The organism is Ensifer sp. Root142, from assembly GCF_001426785.1.
In the GTDB taxonomy this organism is placed as follows: Bacteria; Pseudomonadota; Alphaproteobacteria; order Rhizobiales; family Rhizobiaceae; genus Ensifer; species Ensifer canadensis.
Genome location: NZ_LMFK01000011.1, coordinates 58992 through 73297, shown reverse-complemented (window position 1 = coordinate 73297; position 14306 = coordinate 58992). Strand labels below are relative to the sequence as shown.

15 protein-coding genes are annotated in these 14306 nt (G+C 62.8%); 3 read left to right on the top strand and 12 right to left on the bottom strand.

What is annotated here, in order from left to right:
- The first annotated feature begins 126 nt into the window (after positions 1–126).
- Complete coding sequence (locus ASD52_RS11915) at positions 127–426, top strand: DUF6074 family protein (RefSeq protein ID WP_025429903.1); 300 nt, start codon at positions 127–129, stop codon at positions 424–426.
- 82 nt (positions 427–508) lie between these two features.
- Here ASD52_RS11915 and ASD52_RS11910 read toward each other — a convergent pair whose 3' ends face one another.
- From ASD52_RS11910 to ASD52_RS11900, 3 genes are read right to left on the bottom strand one after another with little or no spacing between them, the layout of a single operon-like run.
- Positions 509–1009 carry a DUF1097 domain-containing protein gene (locus ASD52_RS11910; RefSeq protein ID WP_057206031.1) on the bottom strand — a complete coding sequence of 167 codons (501 nt, stop codon included), beginning with the start codon at positions 1007–1009 and terminating at the stop codon, positions 509–511.
- A gap of 48 nt (positions 1010–1057) precedes the next feature.
- Entirely contained in the window at positions 1058–1954 is an 897-nt protein-coding gene (locus tag ASD52_RS11905; RefSeq protein WP_025429905.1) for an SDR family oxidoreductase, read from the bottom strand.
- A gap of 51 nt (positions 1955–2005) precedes the next feature.
- Positions 2006–2746 (bottom strand): SDR family oxidoreductase, encoded by a 741-nt coding sequence (locus ASD52_RS11900; RefSeq protein WP_025429906.1) that lies wholly within the window; start codon positions 2744–2746, stop codon positions 2006–2008.
- 114 nt (positions 2747–2860) lie between these two features.
- On the opposite strand from ASD52_RS11900, the gene ASD52_RS11895 reads away from it, so the two are divergent.
- A complete protein-coding gene (locus ASD52_RS11895; RefSeq protein WP_057224495.1) occupies positions 2861–3757 on the top strand; it encodes a LysR family transcriptional regulator in 897 nt (298 codons plus the stop codon).
- A gap of 6 nt (positions 3758–3763) precedes the next feature.
- Here the strand turns inward: ASD52_RS11895 and ASD52_RS11890 are convergent, their stop codons facing one another.
- The 6 genes from ASD52_RS11890 to ASD52_RS11865 all read right to left on the bottom strand — a co-directional run bounded on the left by ASD52_RS11890 (position 3764) and on the right by ASD52_RS11865 (position 10086).
- On the bottom strand, positions 3764–4984 hold the full coding sequence (locus ASD52_RS11890) for an adenylate/guanylate cyclase domain-containing protein (RefSeq protein WP_057224493.1): 1221 nt from the start codon (positions 4982–4984) through the stop codon (positions 3764–3766).
- Between the two features lie 90 nt (positions 4985–5074).
- Positions 5075–5977 carry an AraC family transcriptional regulator gene (locus tag ASD52_RS11885; protein WP_025429909.1) on the bottom strand — a complete coding sequence of 301 codons (903 nt, stop codon included), beginning with the start codon at positions 5975–5977 and terminating at the stop codon, positions 5075–5077.
- A gap of 118 nt (positions 5978–6095) precedes the next feature.
- On the bottom strand, positions 6096–6341 hold the full coding sequence (locus tag ASD52_RS11880) for an Atu4866 domain-containing protein (RefSeq protein WP_057213279.1): 246 nt from the start codon (positions 6339–6341) through the stop codon (positions 6096–6098).
- Between the two features lie 112 nt (positions 6342–6453).
- The gene (locus ASD52_RS11875; RefSeq protein WP_057213277.1) at positions 6454–7188 is read right to left on the bottom strand and encodes an SDR family oxidoreductase; all 735 of its coding nucleotides are present in this window, start codon (positions 7186–7188) and stop codon (positions 6454–6456) included.
- A gap of 166 nt (positions 7189–7354) precedes the next feature.
- Positions 7355–9415, bottom strand: a complete 2061-nt coding sequence (locus ASD52_RS11870) for a pyridoxamine 5'-phosphate oxidase family protein (RefSeq protein ID WP_057224491.1) — start codon at positions 9413–9415, stop codon at positions 7355–7357.
- A gap of 59 nt (positions 9416–9474) precedes the next feature.
- Complete coding sequence (locus ASD52_RS11865) at positions 9475–10086, bottom strand: glutathione S-transferase (protein ID WP_057224489.1); 612 nt, start codon at positions 10084–10086, stop codon at positions 9475–9477.
- Positions 10087–10311: 225 nt separating this feature from the next.
- On the opposite strand from ASD52_RS11865, the gene ASD52_RS11860 reads away from it, so the two are divergent.
- Positions 10312–11205, top strand: coding sequence for a LysR family transcriptional regulator (locus ASD52_RS11860; protein WP_057224487.1), 894 nt, complete (start codon positions 10312–10314; stop codon positions 11203–11205).
- A 38-nt stretch (positions 11206–11243) separates the two neighbouring features.
- Here the strand turns inward: ASD52_RS11860 and ASD52_RS11855 are convergent, their stop codons facing one another.
- The 3 genes from ASD52_RS11855 to ASD52_RS11845 form a co-directional block, all read right to left on the bottom strand.
- Positions 11244–12191: a DUF817 domain-containing protein gene (locus ASD52_RS11855; RefSeq protein ID WP_057224589.1), complete on the bottom strand. Its 948-nt coding sequence runs from the start codon at positions 12189–12191 to the stop codon at positions 11244–11246.
- 258 nt (positions 12192–12449) lie between these two features.
- On the bottom strand, positions 12450–13730 hold the full coding sequence (locus ASD52_RS11850) for a TRAP transporter large permease (RefSeq protein ID WP_025429916.1): 1281 nt from the start codon (positions 13728–13730) through the stop codon (positions 12450–12452).
- On the bottom strand, positions 13730–14251 hold the full coding sequence (locus ASD52_RS11845; protein ID WP_025429917.1) for a TRAP transporter small permease: 522 nt from the start codon (positions 14249–14251) through the stop codon (positions 13730–13732). The genes ASD52_RS11850 and ASD52_RS11845 overlap by 1 nt, the downstream gene beginning before the upstream one ends.
- Positions 14252–14306: the final 55 nt, after the last annotated feature.

Here is a 14306-nt window from a genome sequence, read left to right as displayed (position 1 = left end):
GATGCTGTCACAAAGCGCACCAACCCGGGCATGTAATCCCCGGATGAGACGGAACGTGGGAAAGGGAAGAAAACGTTAACCATAAGCTCCGTAGAAGAGGGAATCAGCAGGGGAGCGAATGAAGCAATGGCAGGCGATAGATCAGATGAAGCGGCGGTGTTTGGCGGACGTGATGTCGTCCCGTTTCCGATGGCAAGAAGACTGAGCACCATTCGCATCTGTGCTGCCGAACTCGAAGACCTCCATGGTGACGACGCCGTGCAATATTGGCGGCGGGAATGCCGGGCACTTGCCGACGAGTTGCTTGCGCTCGGCTGCTCCGATGCGGAAATGCGTGAGCAGGTCATGGCATTTCAGGCCGAGGTACAGGCCGAACTCTGGCAGCGCCACCAGTCCCGGCTTTCCGCCGGTGCAGTAAGCCAGTAATTCGAACGGACGGTTCGACCTTTCGTATTGATCGCTCGGCCAGCAAGGGAAAGCCCCGGCGCTTGCGCCGGAGCCGTGGTGGTCAGCGCCCGATGGCCCCCTGCAGACGATGCGCCGCCCATGCGGCCGCGCAGCCGAGGCCGGCGACACCAGCCAGTTCGCAAAACGCGAGCCATCCGGGCTCCAGATGCGCCGCGAAGAATGTGATCAGGCCAAGAAAATAGGCAGGCACGTTGTTGACTGGGGCGGTTGCCCGTAAGGACACCACAATCATCGCGACGACAAAGACGACCGGCCCGAAGGCCAGCGCCCCCATTGCAGGCATCAAAGCCCGGAGCGCGAGGGCCGCAGCCATGCCGATGGCGATGCCGACGGCAAGGCAGATGTAGCTGGTCAATGCCTCACGTGCCGTGTGACCGCGGGTAAAGAACGCGACCCACCCCATGAACATCGCCCAGACGGGCCAGCCGACGCTTGCCGAAGTCGTGGCAGCGACGGCGGCCGTGGTTGCCGCCACGAGCGTCAGCAGATTGAATTTCCAGGCGGAGGGCGCTCGGCCGGTTGGTTCTGTTTGCGCGGTCATGAAATATCCTCGAAATGGGTTGAATGGGCGGTTGTCTGACGGACGGGGTCAGGCTTGGGTCTTTTCGATCGACAGCAGGTCGGCGATGCCGATGCGCCGGGCGAAGTCGATGCGCATGCGTTCGGCGACCTCGATCACTTCCGCAGCACCGTCTCCGACGAAATCGATGACCGATCGCGCGGGGCGCGATCCCTCCGGCAGGCCGACGATGCGTACGACTTCGTCGGCAACGGCCCGTGGATCGGCATCATCCGGCGTCAACTCGCTCAGGCGCTCGCCGACCTGGTCCAGGAGACCGTCATAGCGGGCGTAGGCCGCGACCGTTTCCTCGTCCGCTGGGCGCCCGGCGGTCGGGAAATGATTGGTCCCGCGGGTAAAGGCGCCGGGCACGACGATCGAGGTCTCGATGCCGAAACGCGTCAGTTCGTAGGACATGGTAACGGCAAGGGAATCCATCGCCGCCTTGGCAGCTGCATAGGGTCCGAGGAAGGGCGGGAAACCGCCTTTGGTGGTGGTGCTGCTGATCCACAGGACAAGCCCGTGTTCACGCTTGCGCATTTCCGGCAGCACGGCGCGGTTGACCCGCTGCACGCCGAAGAGGTTGGTATCGAAGACCTTGGCCAGTTCCTCCGGCGTGAACGCCTCGGTCGGGCCGATGACGAGGTGACCGACATTGTGCATGACGACGTCGATGCCGCCCTGTTCGGCGATGATCGTCGCAACGGCGGCGTCCGCGGAGGGCTGTGACAACACATCGAGTTCGAGCGGGCGCAGATCGTATCCGCCGCGCTCGGCGGCGGCGCGCATCTCCAAGGCGCGGTCGCTGTTACGGCCGTCGATGCCGCGCATCGAGGCGTAGACGGTATGTCCGGCGCGGGCAAGTGCTTCGGCGGAAAGCCTGCCGATGCCGGAGCCGGCCCCGGTAACAAGAATGACGGAAGACATGGTTCTGCTCCTTCGTTCGAAAAGGGGTACGGGAGGGGATGGGCGCGGATGTCAGGCAACGCCGCCGTTAGCGCGCAGGATCTGACCGTTGACCCAGCCGGCATCGGGACCGACAAGGAAGGCGACGACACTGGCGATGTCGTCCGGCTGACCGAGCCGCTCAAGCGGCGGCATCTTGGCAAACTGGGCGACAAGCTCTTCGCTCTTGCCCGACAGAAACAGATCGGTCGCAATCGGACCTGGCGCCACGGCGTTGACGGTGATGTCGCGGCCGCGAAGCTCCTTGGCAAAAACGTGTGTTAGCGCTTCAACTGCGGCCTTGGTGGCGTTGTAGACCGCATAGCCCGGCAGGTTGAGGGCGAGGGTCGTCGAGGAGAAGTTGACGATGCGGCCACCGCTGCGCATGCGTTTTGAGGCTTCGCGCAGGGTGTTGAAGGTGCCCTTGGTGTTGATGGCGAAGTGACGGTCGAATTCCTCGTCGCTGGTTTCGGCAAGAGCGGCGGTCTTCAGGACGCCAGCGTTGTTGATCAGTATGTCGATGCCGCCGAACGCAGCCTCGGTTGCGTCGAACAGGCGCTTCACCGCTTCCGGATCGGCAACATCGGCCCTGGCGGTTAGGGCGCGGCCACCCTTCTCCTCAATCTTTCGTGCCAGCTTCTCGGCGGAAGCGGCGTCACCGGCATAGTTGATGACGACCGTGAGACCGTCGGCGGCCAGGCGTTCGGCAATCGCCGCACCGATGCCGCGCGAGGCGCCGGTAACGATGGCGACCCTGTTGGTGTGTTCCTGCATGATGTTTCTCCTTCGTTGTGAAGCGCTTGGCTTGTTGGTGAGGAGAAGATGACGTCTTTCGTGACTCGGATAATCATGCATAATCCGGCAACATAATCCGGAGATTACGAACAAATGGACAGGTTCGATGCCATGCGCGTGTTCTCGCGCGTCGTTGAAAGGCGCAGTTTCACGCAAGCCGCTGATGATCTTGGCCTGCCGCGCTCGACGGTGACCGATGCGGTCAAGCAGTTGGAAGCACGACTGGGTGTTCGCCTGCTGCAGCGCACGACGCGCCATGTCAGTCCGACATTGGACGGTGCTGCCTATCACCAGCGCTGCATCTCCATTCTCGACGATATCGAAGATGCAGAAGGCGCCTTTGCCGGCGCCAGGCCCAAAGGCCTGCTTCGCATCGACGTGCATGGAACGCTGGCACGCCACTTCGTGCTGCCGAGCCTGCCCGCCTTTCTCGCGACCTATCCTGAGATCGAGCTCTACATGAGCGAGGGCGACCGTCTGGTCGATCTCATTCGGGAAGGCATCGATTGTGTGCTGCGGGTCGGCGAGCCGCAGGACAGTGATATGATCGGGCGGCGCATGACGATGCTCGATGAGATCACCTGCGCGTCACCCGACTATATCGCCCGCCACGGCAGGCCCGAAAGGTTCGATAGCCTGGATGGGCATCGCATGGTCGGCTTTCGTTCGTCGACTTCAGGCGCTCCGATACCGCTCGAATTCCAGGTTGGGGGCAAGGTCGAACATGTCGCACTGCCGGTGACGGTCGCGGTCAATGCGGCCGAAAGCTTCGTTGCTGCCGCAAGGCTGGGGCTGGGGCTCATTCAGGTGCCGCGTTACCATGTCGAGCGAGATCTCCACGAGGGTACGCTGGTCGAGGTGCTTGAAAACTGCCGTCCCACGCCGACGCCGGTTTTCCTGCTCTATCCGCGCAACCGCCAGCTTTCGCCGCGCGTGCGCGTCTTCATCGACTGGCTGGCTGGCGTGTTCGCCGAGGGTTGCGATCGATAATGTGCATCAATCCGTCGGCAGTTCCGGATCCCAGGTGAACAGTTCCTTTGCCCGGGCAATGCCCCGCAGGGCAAAACGTCCGAGCGAAACAGCGTCTGCCTGAAGCTCAGGCGGACAGGCCTCGACGAAATCCGCCGACATGATCACCTGTCGTTCGACCGAGCGGCACATCGAGGCGATACGGCTGACTTCGTTGACCGCGGGGCCGACGACGGTGAAGTCGAGACGGTTCTGGCTGCCGATATTGCCGTAGAAGACCTCGCCGATGTGCAGGCCGAGATAGACGTCGGTTGTCGGCTTTCCCTCCTCTTGCCGGCGCGCATTCAGCGCCACCAGCATGCGCCGCAATTGCCGCTCGGCGGCGGTCGCGTTGGCGCAGGCAGTCGTTGGCTCGTCGGCATTGAAGATGGCAAGCACGCCGTCGCCGATCAGCTTGAGCACGCTGCCGCCGTGATCGTGGATGGCTGAGATGACCATGCCCGCATAGTCGTTGAGGAAGGGGATGATGTCTTCCGGGGCGGCTGTGTCGGAGATCCGGGTGTAGTTGCGCAGGTCCGAAAACCACATGACGGTTTCGATGCGCTCGGCCTCGCCGCGCACGATGCTGCCTTCGACCACGCGCCGGCCGGCATCGGCGCCGAGATAGACATCGGCGAGTGTGCTGATGATCCGGACGCAGGACGTGGTCTTTACCGCCAGCGCAAGGGTCGGCAGGAGAATGCGAAGGGCGGCGATTTCTTCTTCGGCAAAGCCGTTTTGCCGGCGTGTGGTCCAGTAGGAATAGAAGCAATCCATCTCGCCGACGCGGCCCTGGTCGGTGAAGTGATGGATCATGTTGATGCAATCGGTGTGGCCTTCCGCCTTCAGGCGGTCGAGCACATGATATTGCACCGAGCGCTCGTCGGCGAGGCGCACGCGCCGCTCCGGCTCGCACGCCGTCAGCATGTGGTAGAAGATCGAGCGATGCCAATTCGCCTGCGCTTCTCCGCCGGTGGTCGAGGAATATTGCACGACCTCCGGCGCCACGTCGCTTTCGCGGTTCCACTGGAAGGCGCGGCCCTCGAATTCCGGATGCAACGTGTCGATCAGCCCCTGGCCACGGGCAATGTCCATGCCCGCGGCAATGCAGCGCTCGCAGAAGCCGGCAAGCATCTCGGGTTCTTGCAGGCCCTTGAGGCCCTCTTCCGACAGCCAGAGGATGATGTCGCGGATCTGTTGGTCGTTCATAACGGGTCCCGCTTGGAGCTGCCGGTGGCTTGGCGCAGTCTGCGTTATCAATAGCCAAAGTGCCGGCGCGGTTCCAGCACCTGAAGCGATTCAGGCCTCAAGCAGATAGGAAGGTGCAGCCCGCAGCCGCGCGATGTCGCGTAGCGGCGGCGCACCGAAAAGTCGGGCGTATTCGCGCGAAAACTGCGAAGGACTGTCGTAGCCCACATGATGCCCGGCCGTGGCCGCGTCGATCGCCTGGCTGAGGATCAATCGTCGAGCCTCCTGCAGCCGGAGCTGCTTTTGATATTGCAGCGGGCTCATCGCCGTCACCGCCTTGAAATGCTGATGAAAGGACGAGAGGCTCATATTGGCTTTTGCTGCCAGATCTTCGATGCGCAGCGGCTTGCGGAAGTCGCGTTTGATGAGGTCGATCGCGCGGTTGACCTGGGTCAGCTTGCTCTCGGAGCGGGCGATCTGGCGCAGTCGGTGACCCTGCTCACCCATCAGCAGACGGTAGAGGATCTCGCGTTCCGCCAGCGGCGCCAGCACGGCGATTTCCTCCGGCCGGTCGAGCAGCCGCAGCAGCCGGACGATCGCGTCGAGCAGCTCGGCGGTGGTGTCGCTGAGGAACAGCCCGGGTCCGGGCACGCCGCCATCGATCGGCGAGTGGCCAGCCTCGAGCACCAATGCACTCAGCATCGTCGGGTCGAGGTCGAGGCGCAAGCAGAGATAGGGTTTTTCCGGTGACGCGTCGATGACCTGGCCGATGACCGGCAGGTCGACGGAAACGGTGAGATACCGGTTTGGATCGTAGGTGTGGACCGTCTCGCCCAGCATCACCTGCTTGGATCCTTGCGCGATGAAGCAGACGGCGGGTTCATGCAACGTATGGATCGGCTCGGTCGGGCTCGACGATCGGATCAGGATGAGGCGCGGTATCGCCGTCGACAGCACGCCGTCGATGCCGCTGTTGCGCTCCATCAGGTACTGGAATTCGTCGAGATCGCCCAAGGACGTTTTCCTTTGTGCGGGATTGGCGTCCGGCAGAGGCTGACCTTTTCCGGGCGCAAGTTCAACGGGATAATTGGTGCGGCAGCGGCGGATGCCGCCAGCCGCCGCTCTCTTTGGCCTAATCTTCCCGGCGCAGGATCATGCCGGCATGATAGAGCACACCGTCGATGAAATCGCCGTCGGCGGTAAAACCGGTATCGTCGACATAGTCGATATGATTGCCGGTCACCCAGTAACGGCCCTGATAGGCGCTCTGCCGTTTGCCGCGCGCTTCGTCATAGCGGCCGTCAGGCAGCAGGTGGTGACGGATGCGGCCGTCTTCGGTAACCCACATGCCGACATAGGGATGCGGCGCCTGTTGCATGGTTTTCTCCTGTGCGGATGGCGGATCTGGCGACAGGGCGGAAAGGACAAGGCCCAATGCCACCGATGTTCGAGAAGTGCGGTTCATCTGCGGGCGCTCCACTTGTACCTGATTAGTGCGGGCTTGCCGTCGGGCGCACGATGATTTCGCTGACATCGACATCTGAGGGCTGTTCGATGGCATAGGCGATTGCCCGGGCAATTGCGGTGGCCGGGATGGCGATGCGCCGGAAGTCGCGCATTGCGCCGCGGGCAGTCTCGTCAGAGATGCTGTCGGCCAGTTCCGATTCGGTGACGCCGGGCGAGACCACGCTGACGCGGATGCGATCGGTTTCCTGGCGAAGGCCATCGGAAATCGCCCGGACGGCGAACTTCGTGGCGCAATAGACGGCGGCGGTCGGCGAGACGGCGTGACCGCCGATCGACGACAGGTTGACGATCTGGCCGTTGCCCTGCTCGGTCATCACGGGCAGGCTGGCGGCGATGCCATTCAGCACGCCGCGGATGTTGACATCGATCATCCGGTTCCACTCGTCGACCTTGAGGGCCGAAAGTGGCGACAGCGGCATGACGCCGGCATTGTTGACGATGACGTCAAGCCGTCCGAACTCGGAAACGGCATGGGCTACGAAGGCCTGCATATTGGCAAGGTCGGTGACATCCAGCGCCTTGAAGCTGGCGGTGCCGCCGGCGGCGCGGATTTCGCCGGCAAGGGTTTCCAGACGATCGGTGCGGCGGGCGCCAAGAATGACGCGGGCACCGGCGGCGGCCAGATATCGGGCGGCCGCCTCGCCAATGCCGCTGCTGGCGCCGGTGATGGCGACGACTTTTCCTTGAAGCTCGGACATGCTTGGTTCCTTTCGCGATGGGCCGGGGCGTCCCCGGTTCTGAAAGTCACCATGCGCTCTCCGGTCGATGGAGCGGTAGAACAGCACTCCGGCATTCTTGCACGATTCTCCGAATGGCCCGCCGCTACGGTCCTGACCCGTCGTCGGGCGCCCCGGTGCCGCGGGTCTAGACGGCCAACTGGAGCGCCTGCCCGTCATTTTCCGCCGGAACGGCGCAGCAGATCAATGCCTCGCCTTGGCCGACCTCGAAGGACGGTTGCTGGGGATAGGCGACCTCGCCTTCCGGAACCCGCGTGCTGCAACTGCCGCAACTGCCGTTGCGGCAACCATATTCGGGCGAAAGGCCGCGGGCTTCGGCCAGCTCGAGCAGGGTACCTTCGCCCGGTTGCCAACGGGCTTCCTTGCCGGAGTCGGTAAAAATCACGCGGACCGACGTGTTGGCAGGCGGCTTCGACACCGTCGGCAATCCTGCGTCGAGGTTGCGGGTCAGCGACGACAGGCCGAATGTCTCCGCATGGATGCGGGCGTCGGCGACGTTCAACGCACGCAGTCCGTCATAGAGCGATTGCATGAAAGCCCGCGGGCCGCAGAGATAGAAGTCGTAGTCGTCGAAGGGCAGGGTGGATTGCAGCAACGGGATGTCGATGCGCCCGGCTGTGTCGTAATCCTCGCCCTTGCGTGCGCCATCCGTTTGGCTGAACACGCGCGTCAGGCGGATTTTGCCTTGGCCGGCATCGACGAGGGAGGCGATCTCCTGGTTGAAGGCGCGTTCATCGAGACTGCGGGCGGATTGGAACAGCCATGTCGGGCGGATACGCCGGTTGCGTAGCCCGTCGTAGAGGATGTGGCGCAACATCGCGATCATCGGGGTGATGCCGACACCGGCGGCAAGCAGCACGGCCGGCCGGCGTTCGGTCGGGTCGATCACGAAACTGCCAGCCGGTGCGCGCGTCTCGATGACATCGCCGGGGCCGAGGCCATGGAGGAGGGAGGAGACGGTGCCGTCGCGCTTGACGCTGATGCGGTAGGCAGCGTCTGAGGGGGCGGCCGAAAGCGTGTAGCTTCGGACGATCGACTTGCCTTCCGTCTTGAGCCGGATCGACAGATGCTGACCGGCCCGGAACGGTGCTAGACCCGCGTCATCGGCCGGTTCCAGGTAAAGCGAGCGGATGGTCGCACTCTCATCCTCTGTCCGCACGATCCGAAATGGCCGCCATTCTCCGGCGCGGGCAGTGGCGTGCAGGCGATCTTTCGTCTGCTGCCAATCGCCTGTCATCAGCGAATTGGGCGACCAGCCTGCTTGTTCGAAAGACCAGCGAAGCGGCGAACCATCAGGCCGATAGACCACTTGCCGCGGTCGAAAACGCCAAAGGCGTTCGGCGCCCTGGAATGCGTCGATTTCGGGCGAGGTGAGGATCACCTCAGCTTCACCTGTCATCTGCAGCATGTCACCGGTCGCAAAATCGACGAAGAGCAGGCCCGCCCTGGGGTTGAGCATGAAATTGCCCAGCGTGTTGAAGAACTTGTTGCCGGCGAAATCGGGGATCGTCAGCACGTCATCCTCGCCGACGCGGACAAAGCCGGTCTTGCCGCCGCGATGCGAGACGTCCACCTGGCGCAAGCCATTGTCGCGGTCGACATAGGAGGCGACGAAGAACGCATCGGCGTTGGTGATGATTTCTTTCGCGCGCGCATCGAGACCGTCGAGGTGAACGGGGGGCGCCTTTGGTGGAGCGTTCGGTTCCCGCGTGAATGAAAAATCCCGCAGCTGGATATATTGCGGACAGTTGCCGAAGCTCTGGCCGACAGCGACAACAAAGCGATCGTCCGCTGTCCGTCGGATGGTGCCGTTCAACCGATTCCGGCGCCGCGTTTCCAGCTGGATGCCGAGCATGGCAATGGCGGCGCCATCCTCCATGCCCCCGTCGGCCGGGTCGTTTCGGTCGCGTGGCAGCTGGACATTGAGGGCATGTGCGTCCGGCGCCTGCATGAAGCCCGGTTCACCCGCCCGCAGACTTGCCCAGACATCGCCGGCGGGATCGACGGCTCCAAGCACGATGAAGGGCAACATCGGAAAAAACTGCTGGTGCTGCTCGGGCATGAAGGAACGAACGAAATTGCGGCCCGGCGCGTCCATGCGGTCGACAACGCCGAGGCTGCGTTGAATGGCAAGTTCGCCTTCATGCCAGGGGGACGCGGCGTGGGTCGGCTCGATCTTCTCCGGCATCGGTGGCTTCCTTTCTGATGAGAAAGGCCAGGGCGGAGCAGTCCGCCCTGGCAGGACAATCATGCGGCAAGGCCCGCTGCGGTTTTCTGGAAGCCGACGAAACCGGGCAGGGCTTCGATCCGCCCCAGCCAGTTGCGCACGTTGGCATAGTTGCCGAGGTCGACATTTCCTTCGGGCGCGCTGGAGACATAGCTGTAAAGCGCGACGTCGGTGATGGTCGGCCGGCTGCCCAAAAGGAAATCACGCTCAGTGAGTTCTGCGTCGAGCAGTTCCAGGATGCGATGCGCTCGGGAGATCACCTCTTCGGGGCGAAGGTTTGCGCCGAAGACTGTGACGAGCCGTGCGGCGGCCGGTCCGTAGGCGATCTCGCCGGCGGCGACCGAAAGCCATTTTTGCACTTTCGCCGCACCGACGGCGTCTTCCGGCAGCCAGTCGGTGCGACCTAGCTTCTTGGCGAGATAAACGAGGATGGCGTTGGAATCCGTCACGATGGTGCCGTCGTCGTCGAGCACAGGGACCTGACCGAAGGCGTTGAGCTTGAGGAAATCCGGCGCCTTGTGCGCCCTTGCCATCAGGTCGACATCGACGAGTTCGTGCGGCGCGCCAAGCAGAGCCAGAAAGAGCTGAGCGCGATGCGAGTGGCCCGAAAGCGGGTGGCGGTAGAGTTTCATGGTCATGTTCCCTTTGGTAGCGGCGTCCGTCGATCTGGAGCGTCGGCGGATGCATGATGCGGTCACGCGGCAGCGTCTGGCGATTGCGAAAGCCGGATCATTGCAGCTCGTTCGGCGCTTCCGGGCAGTTCGGAATGAACTGCCTTCTTCAGCAATCTATGCCCTTCCAGATTTTGGCTGTAGAGTGCCTTTGTGATAGATGGGCTCTCGATTATTGGAAGGCAGATGGATCGACTGGATGCAATGACCGTGCTTCTCGGTGTTATCGAGGGCGGGAGCCTGTCTGCCGCGTCGCGGCAGTTGCGCATGCCGCTGGCGACGGTCAGTCGCAAGGTTTCGGAGCTTGAAGCCCACCTCGGGGCGCAATTGCTGACCAGGACGAACCGCAGGATCCAGCTGACCGAGGCAGGGCGATCCTATATCGAAGCGGCGCGGGAAATTCTTGCTCGGGTCGACGAGGCGGAGCGGGTAGCGGCCGGCGAATACTCGACGGTCAAGGGCGATCTGACGATGACGGCGCCGATCGTTTTCGGACGGCTGCACGTGTTGCCGGTCGTCGTCGATTTTCTGAAAGCCAACCCTGAGGTCAACATGCGCCTGTCGCTCGGCGACCGGCTCGTCAACCTCATCGACGATCACATCGATGTTGCGCTCAGGATCGGCAACCTGCCGGACAGCAACCTGATCGCCACTAAGCTCGGCACGATACGGCGTGTCGTCTATGGGAGCCCGAGCTATGTCGCCAGACATGGCCAGCCTGGCCATCCGCACGAACTTGCCGACCATGATTGCATCACGTTCGAAGGCTTGATGTCGAACCGCAGCTGGAGCTTTGCCGATGAGAGGGGCGAGATGGCCACACCGATCCGCTCACGCCTCGTGGTCAACACCGCGGAGGCTGCCGTCGACGCAGCGGTTGCCGGCCTCGGCCTGACGCGCGTTCTGTCCTATCAGGCGGCACGCGCCGTCGCCGATGGCCTGCTCGTGCCGTTGCTGGAGCCTTTCGAACATCCGGCGCTACCGGTTCGACTGGTCTATCTGCCGCAGGGGCACGTGCCGATGAAACTCAGGGCCTTCGTCGATTTCGCCGCACCCCGGCTGAGAGCAGTGCTGAAATGATGACGGGCCGCATCTTCCTTGCGGATCTTACGCTGATATCACGAGTTGGTCTGCGGCGCCTCGCGGATGACGACGCCCCCTTCAGCGGTCACCGCTTGCGGGTCATGGGCCGGCCGAGACTGATGCATTGCCTGTAGCGATCGCGGTCGGTGGACGAGCGTGACCACAACGAAGGACAGGATCATCAGCAGATACCAGGCGCCCAGCTTCTGCAGCGATACCGGCGTCCAACCGGCGTGCTGCGCGGGATAGATCCAGGCGCGCGACCAGGTTCCGATATTTTCGGCAAGCCAGATGAACAGAGCGATGAGCAGAAAACCAATGAGCAGCGGCATGCGGTGGCGGAACCGGAAGACACGGTAGTGCACAGTCGTGCGCCAGAACAGGATCGCGATGATTGCAAACAGCAGATAACGCACATCGATGACGAAGTGGTGCGTGAAGAAATTGGCATAGATGGCGAGAGCCACGAGCACCGTCGCAGAGCGGGGTGGATAATGGGTGTAATGCAGGTCGAGAATGCGGGTCACGCGCGCCAGGTAGGAGCCGACAGCGGCGTACATGAAACCTGAAAAGAGCGGCACGCCGCCGATGCGAAAGAAGCTGGGCTCCGGATAGATCCAGGAACCGACGGACGTCTTGAAAATCTCCATGAGCGTACCGACGATATGGAAGATCAGGATAACCTTGGCTTCGGCAATGGTCTCGAGCTTAAAGGCCAGCATCAGAAGCTGAATGCCGAGTGCGGCGAGGAAAAGGAAATCATAGCGGGCAAAGCCGATTGCGTCCGGCCAGAACAGCTTGGTTGCAATCATGAGCGTCAGCATGGCGCCGCCGAAGAGGCATGCGAAAGCCTGCTTGATGCCGAAGACCAGCAGCTCCGTCAGGCCGCCAAGCAAGCCGCGGTCAGGAAGCCGGTCGAGCAACCGGTGGGCGGCCGCATCGATGCGCGCTTCGCGCGAGGTGAACCGTTTTTCGTCCGACAGCCGAGCCACGCGATTCGCCTCCTTGCCAGTGCCGATGGAGCGATGCCGAGGCAATGCGGTCGAATTGTGGATCAGTCGGAGCTGGACGGTTCCGGCTGATCCACACGCTTGTCTAGATCATTTCACTGTTTCACCGAAACAGTGAAATGATCTAACTCGTTGAAATAACGCAATTCCGGACGGAAAACCGTTTCACACTTTTCCTGGAATTGCTCTAGCCGCCGACGCATTGATCGCCGTGGCTTGAGAGCGCCTGCGCTATCGGAACAGGCTTGGCAGCCAGAGGGACAGGCCGGGGATGTAGGTGACGAGCATCAACACGGCGATGCTTGCGCCGAAGAACGGCCAGATGGTGCGCATCGCCTCGCGGATCGAAATGCCGCCGACGGCGCAGCCAACAAAGAGCACGGTGCCGACCGGCGGCGTGTTGAGGCCGATGCCGGCGTTGAGGATCATCACCACGCCGAAATGCACCGGGTCTATCCCGAACGCCTTGACGACAGGAAGAAGCACCGGTGTGCTGATGATCACCAGCGGCGCCATGTCCATGAACGTGCCAAGCAGCAGCAGAATGATGTTGATGAGCAAAAGCACGATAACAGGGTTGTCGGAGATCGCGCTGATCGCCGCGACCATTCCCTGCTGGACCTGCAGGAACGCCATCAGCCAGCCGAAGGAGGCGGCGGTGCCGATCACCAGCAGCACCATCGCGGTGGTGCGCACCGCCTGCAGCACCGCCTCGACGAAGCCGCTCCAATCGAGTTCGCGGTAGACGAGGATCGCAACGAGCAACGCATAGAACACGGCGATGCAAGAGCTTTCCGTTGCCGTGAAGATGCCGGAGCGCACGCCGCCGAAGATGATGCCGATCAGGAGCAGCCCTGGAAGCGAAGCCAGAAAGTAGAAGCCGAGGCGGCGCAGGCCAGGGAAGGGTTCCGACGGATATCCTTTCTTCCGCGCCACCACATAGGCTGTGACCATCAGGGCTGCAGCCAGAAGCAGACCGGGCAGGATACCGGCGGTAAAGAGATCGGCGACCGAGACGTTGCCGCCCGCTGCGATCGAATAGAGGATCATGTTGTGGGAGGGCGGGATCATCAATGCGATGATCGCCGCATTGACCGTGACGTTGACGGCGTAGCTGCGGTCGTAACCGCGCGCCGCCATCTGCGGGATCATCAACCCGCCGACGGCGGATGCGTCGGCAACGGCGGAGCCGGAAATGCCTCCGAACAGCGTCGAGGCGACGATATTGACCTGGCCTAGACCGCCGCGCAGATGCCCGACGATGCCGGCGGCAAAGCGGATCAGGCGGTCGGCGATGCCGCCGCGCACCATCAGGTCGCCGGCGAAGATGAAGAACGGGATCGCCATCATCGCAAAGACGTTCATGCCGGAGTTCATCTGCTGGAAGACGACGATCGGCGGCAGCCCCATGTAGATGACGGTGGCAAGCGACGCGATGCCAAGGCAGAAGGCGATCGGCATGCCGATCATCATCAGGAGCGTGAAGGTGCCGAAGAGAATGCTGTAGGCCACTATGCTGCCTCCTGAATGACGACATCGGCGACGGGCGCTTCGCCCAGCACAACGTCGGCAAGACGCTCCGCCGCAAACAGTGCGATCAGCAGGCCGCCTGCGATCATCGGGAAGAAATCGACGCCGCCCGGCCAGCCGAGCACGGGGATGGTCGCCGCCCAGGTGCCGGCGGCAAGCAGGGTCGAATAGAAGCTCATGGCCAGGCCAAAGAGCACGATCAGCGAAAGGCTGACGATATCCATCAGGCGCTGCGTCGCAGGCGATGCCGAATGGCGCACGAAATCGAGCCCGAGATGCACGCTCTCGCGCACGCCGACGGCCGCGCCGAGCAGGATGAACCAGGACATCAGATGCAGCGACAGGGGTTCCGACCAGCTGGGCGTGTCGTTGAGGACATAGCGGGCGAAGACCTGCCAGCCGACGATTGCCGTCATGGTGACGAGGCCGAGGCCTGAGATGTAAAGCGAGAGCCGGCTGAGCCGGGCTAGCACAGGCCTGACAGCCTGCAAGAAACGCCACATTGCCTTTATCCTCCGTTGGCTGCCGGCGAGTGGAGTGTCCAACCGATCGGGCCGG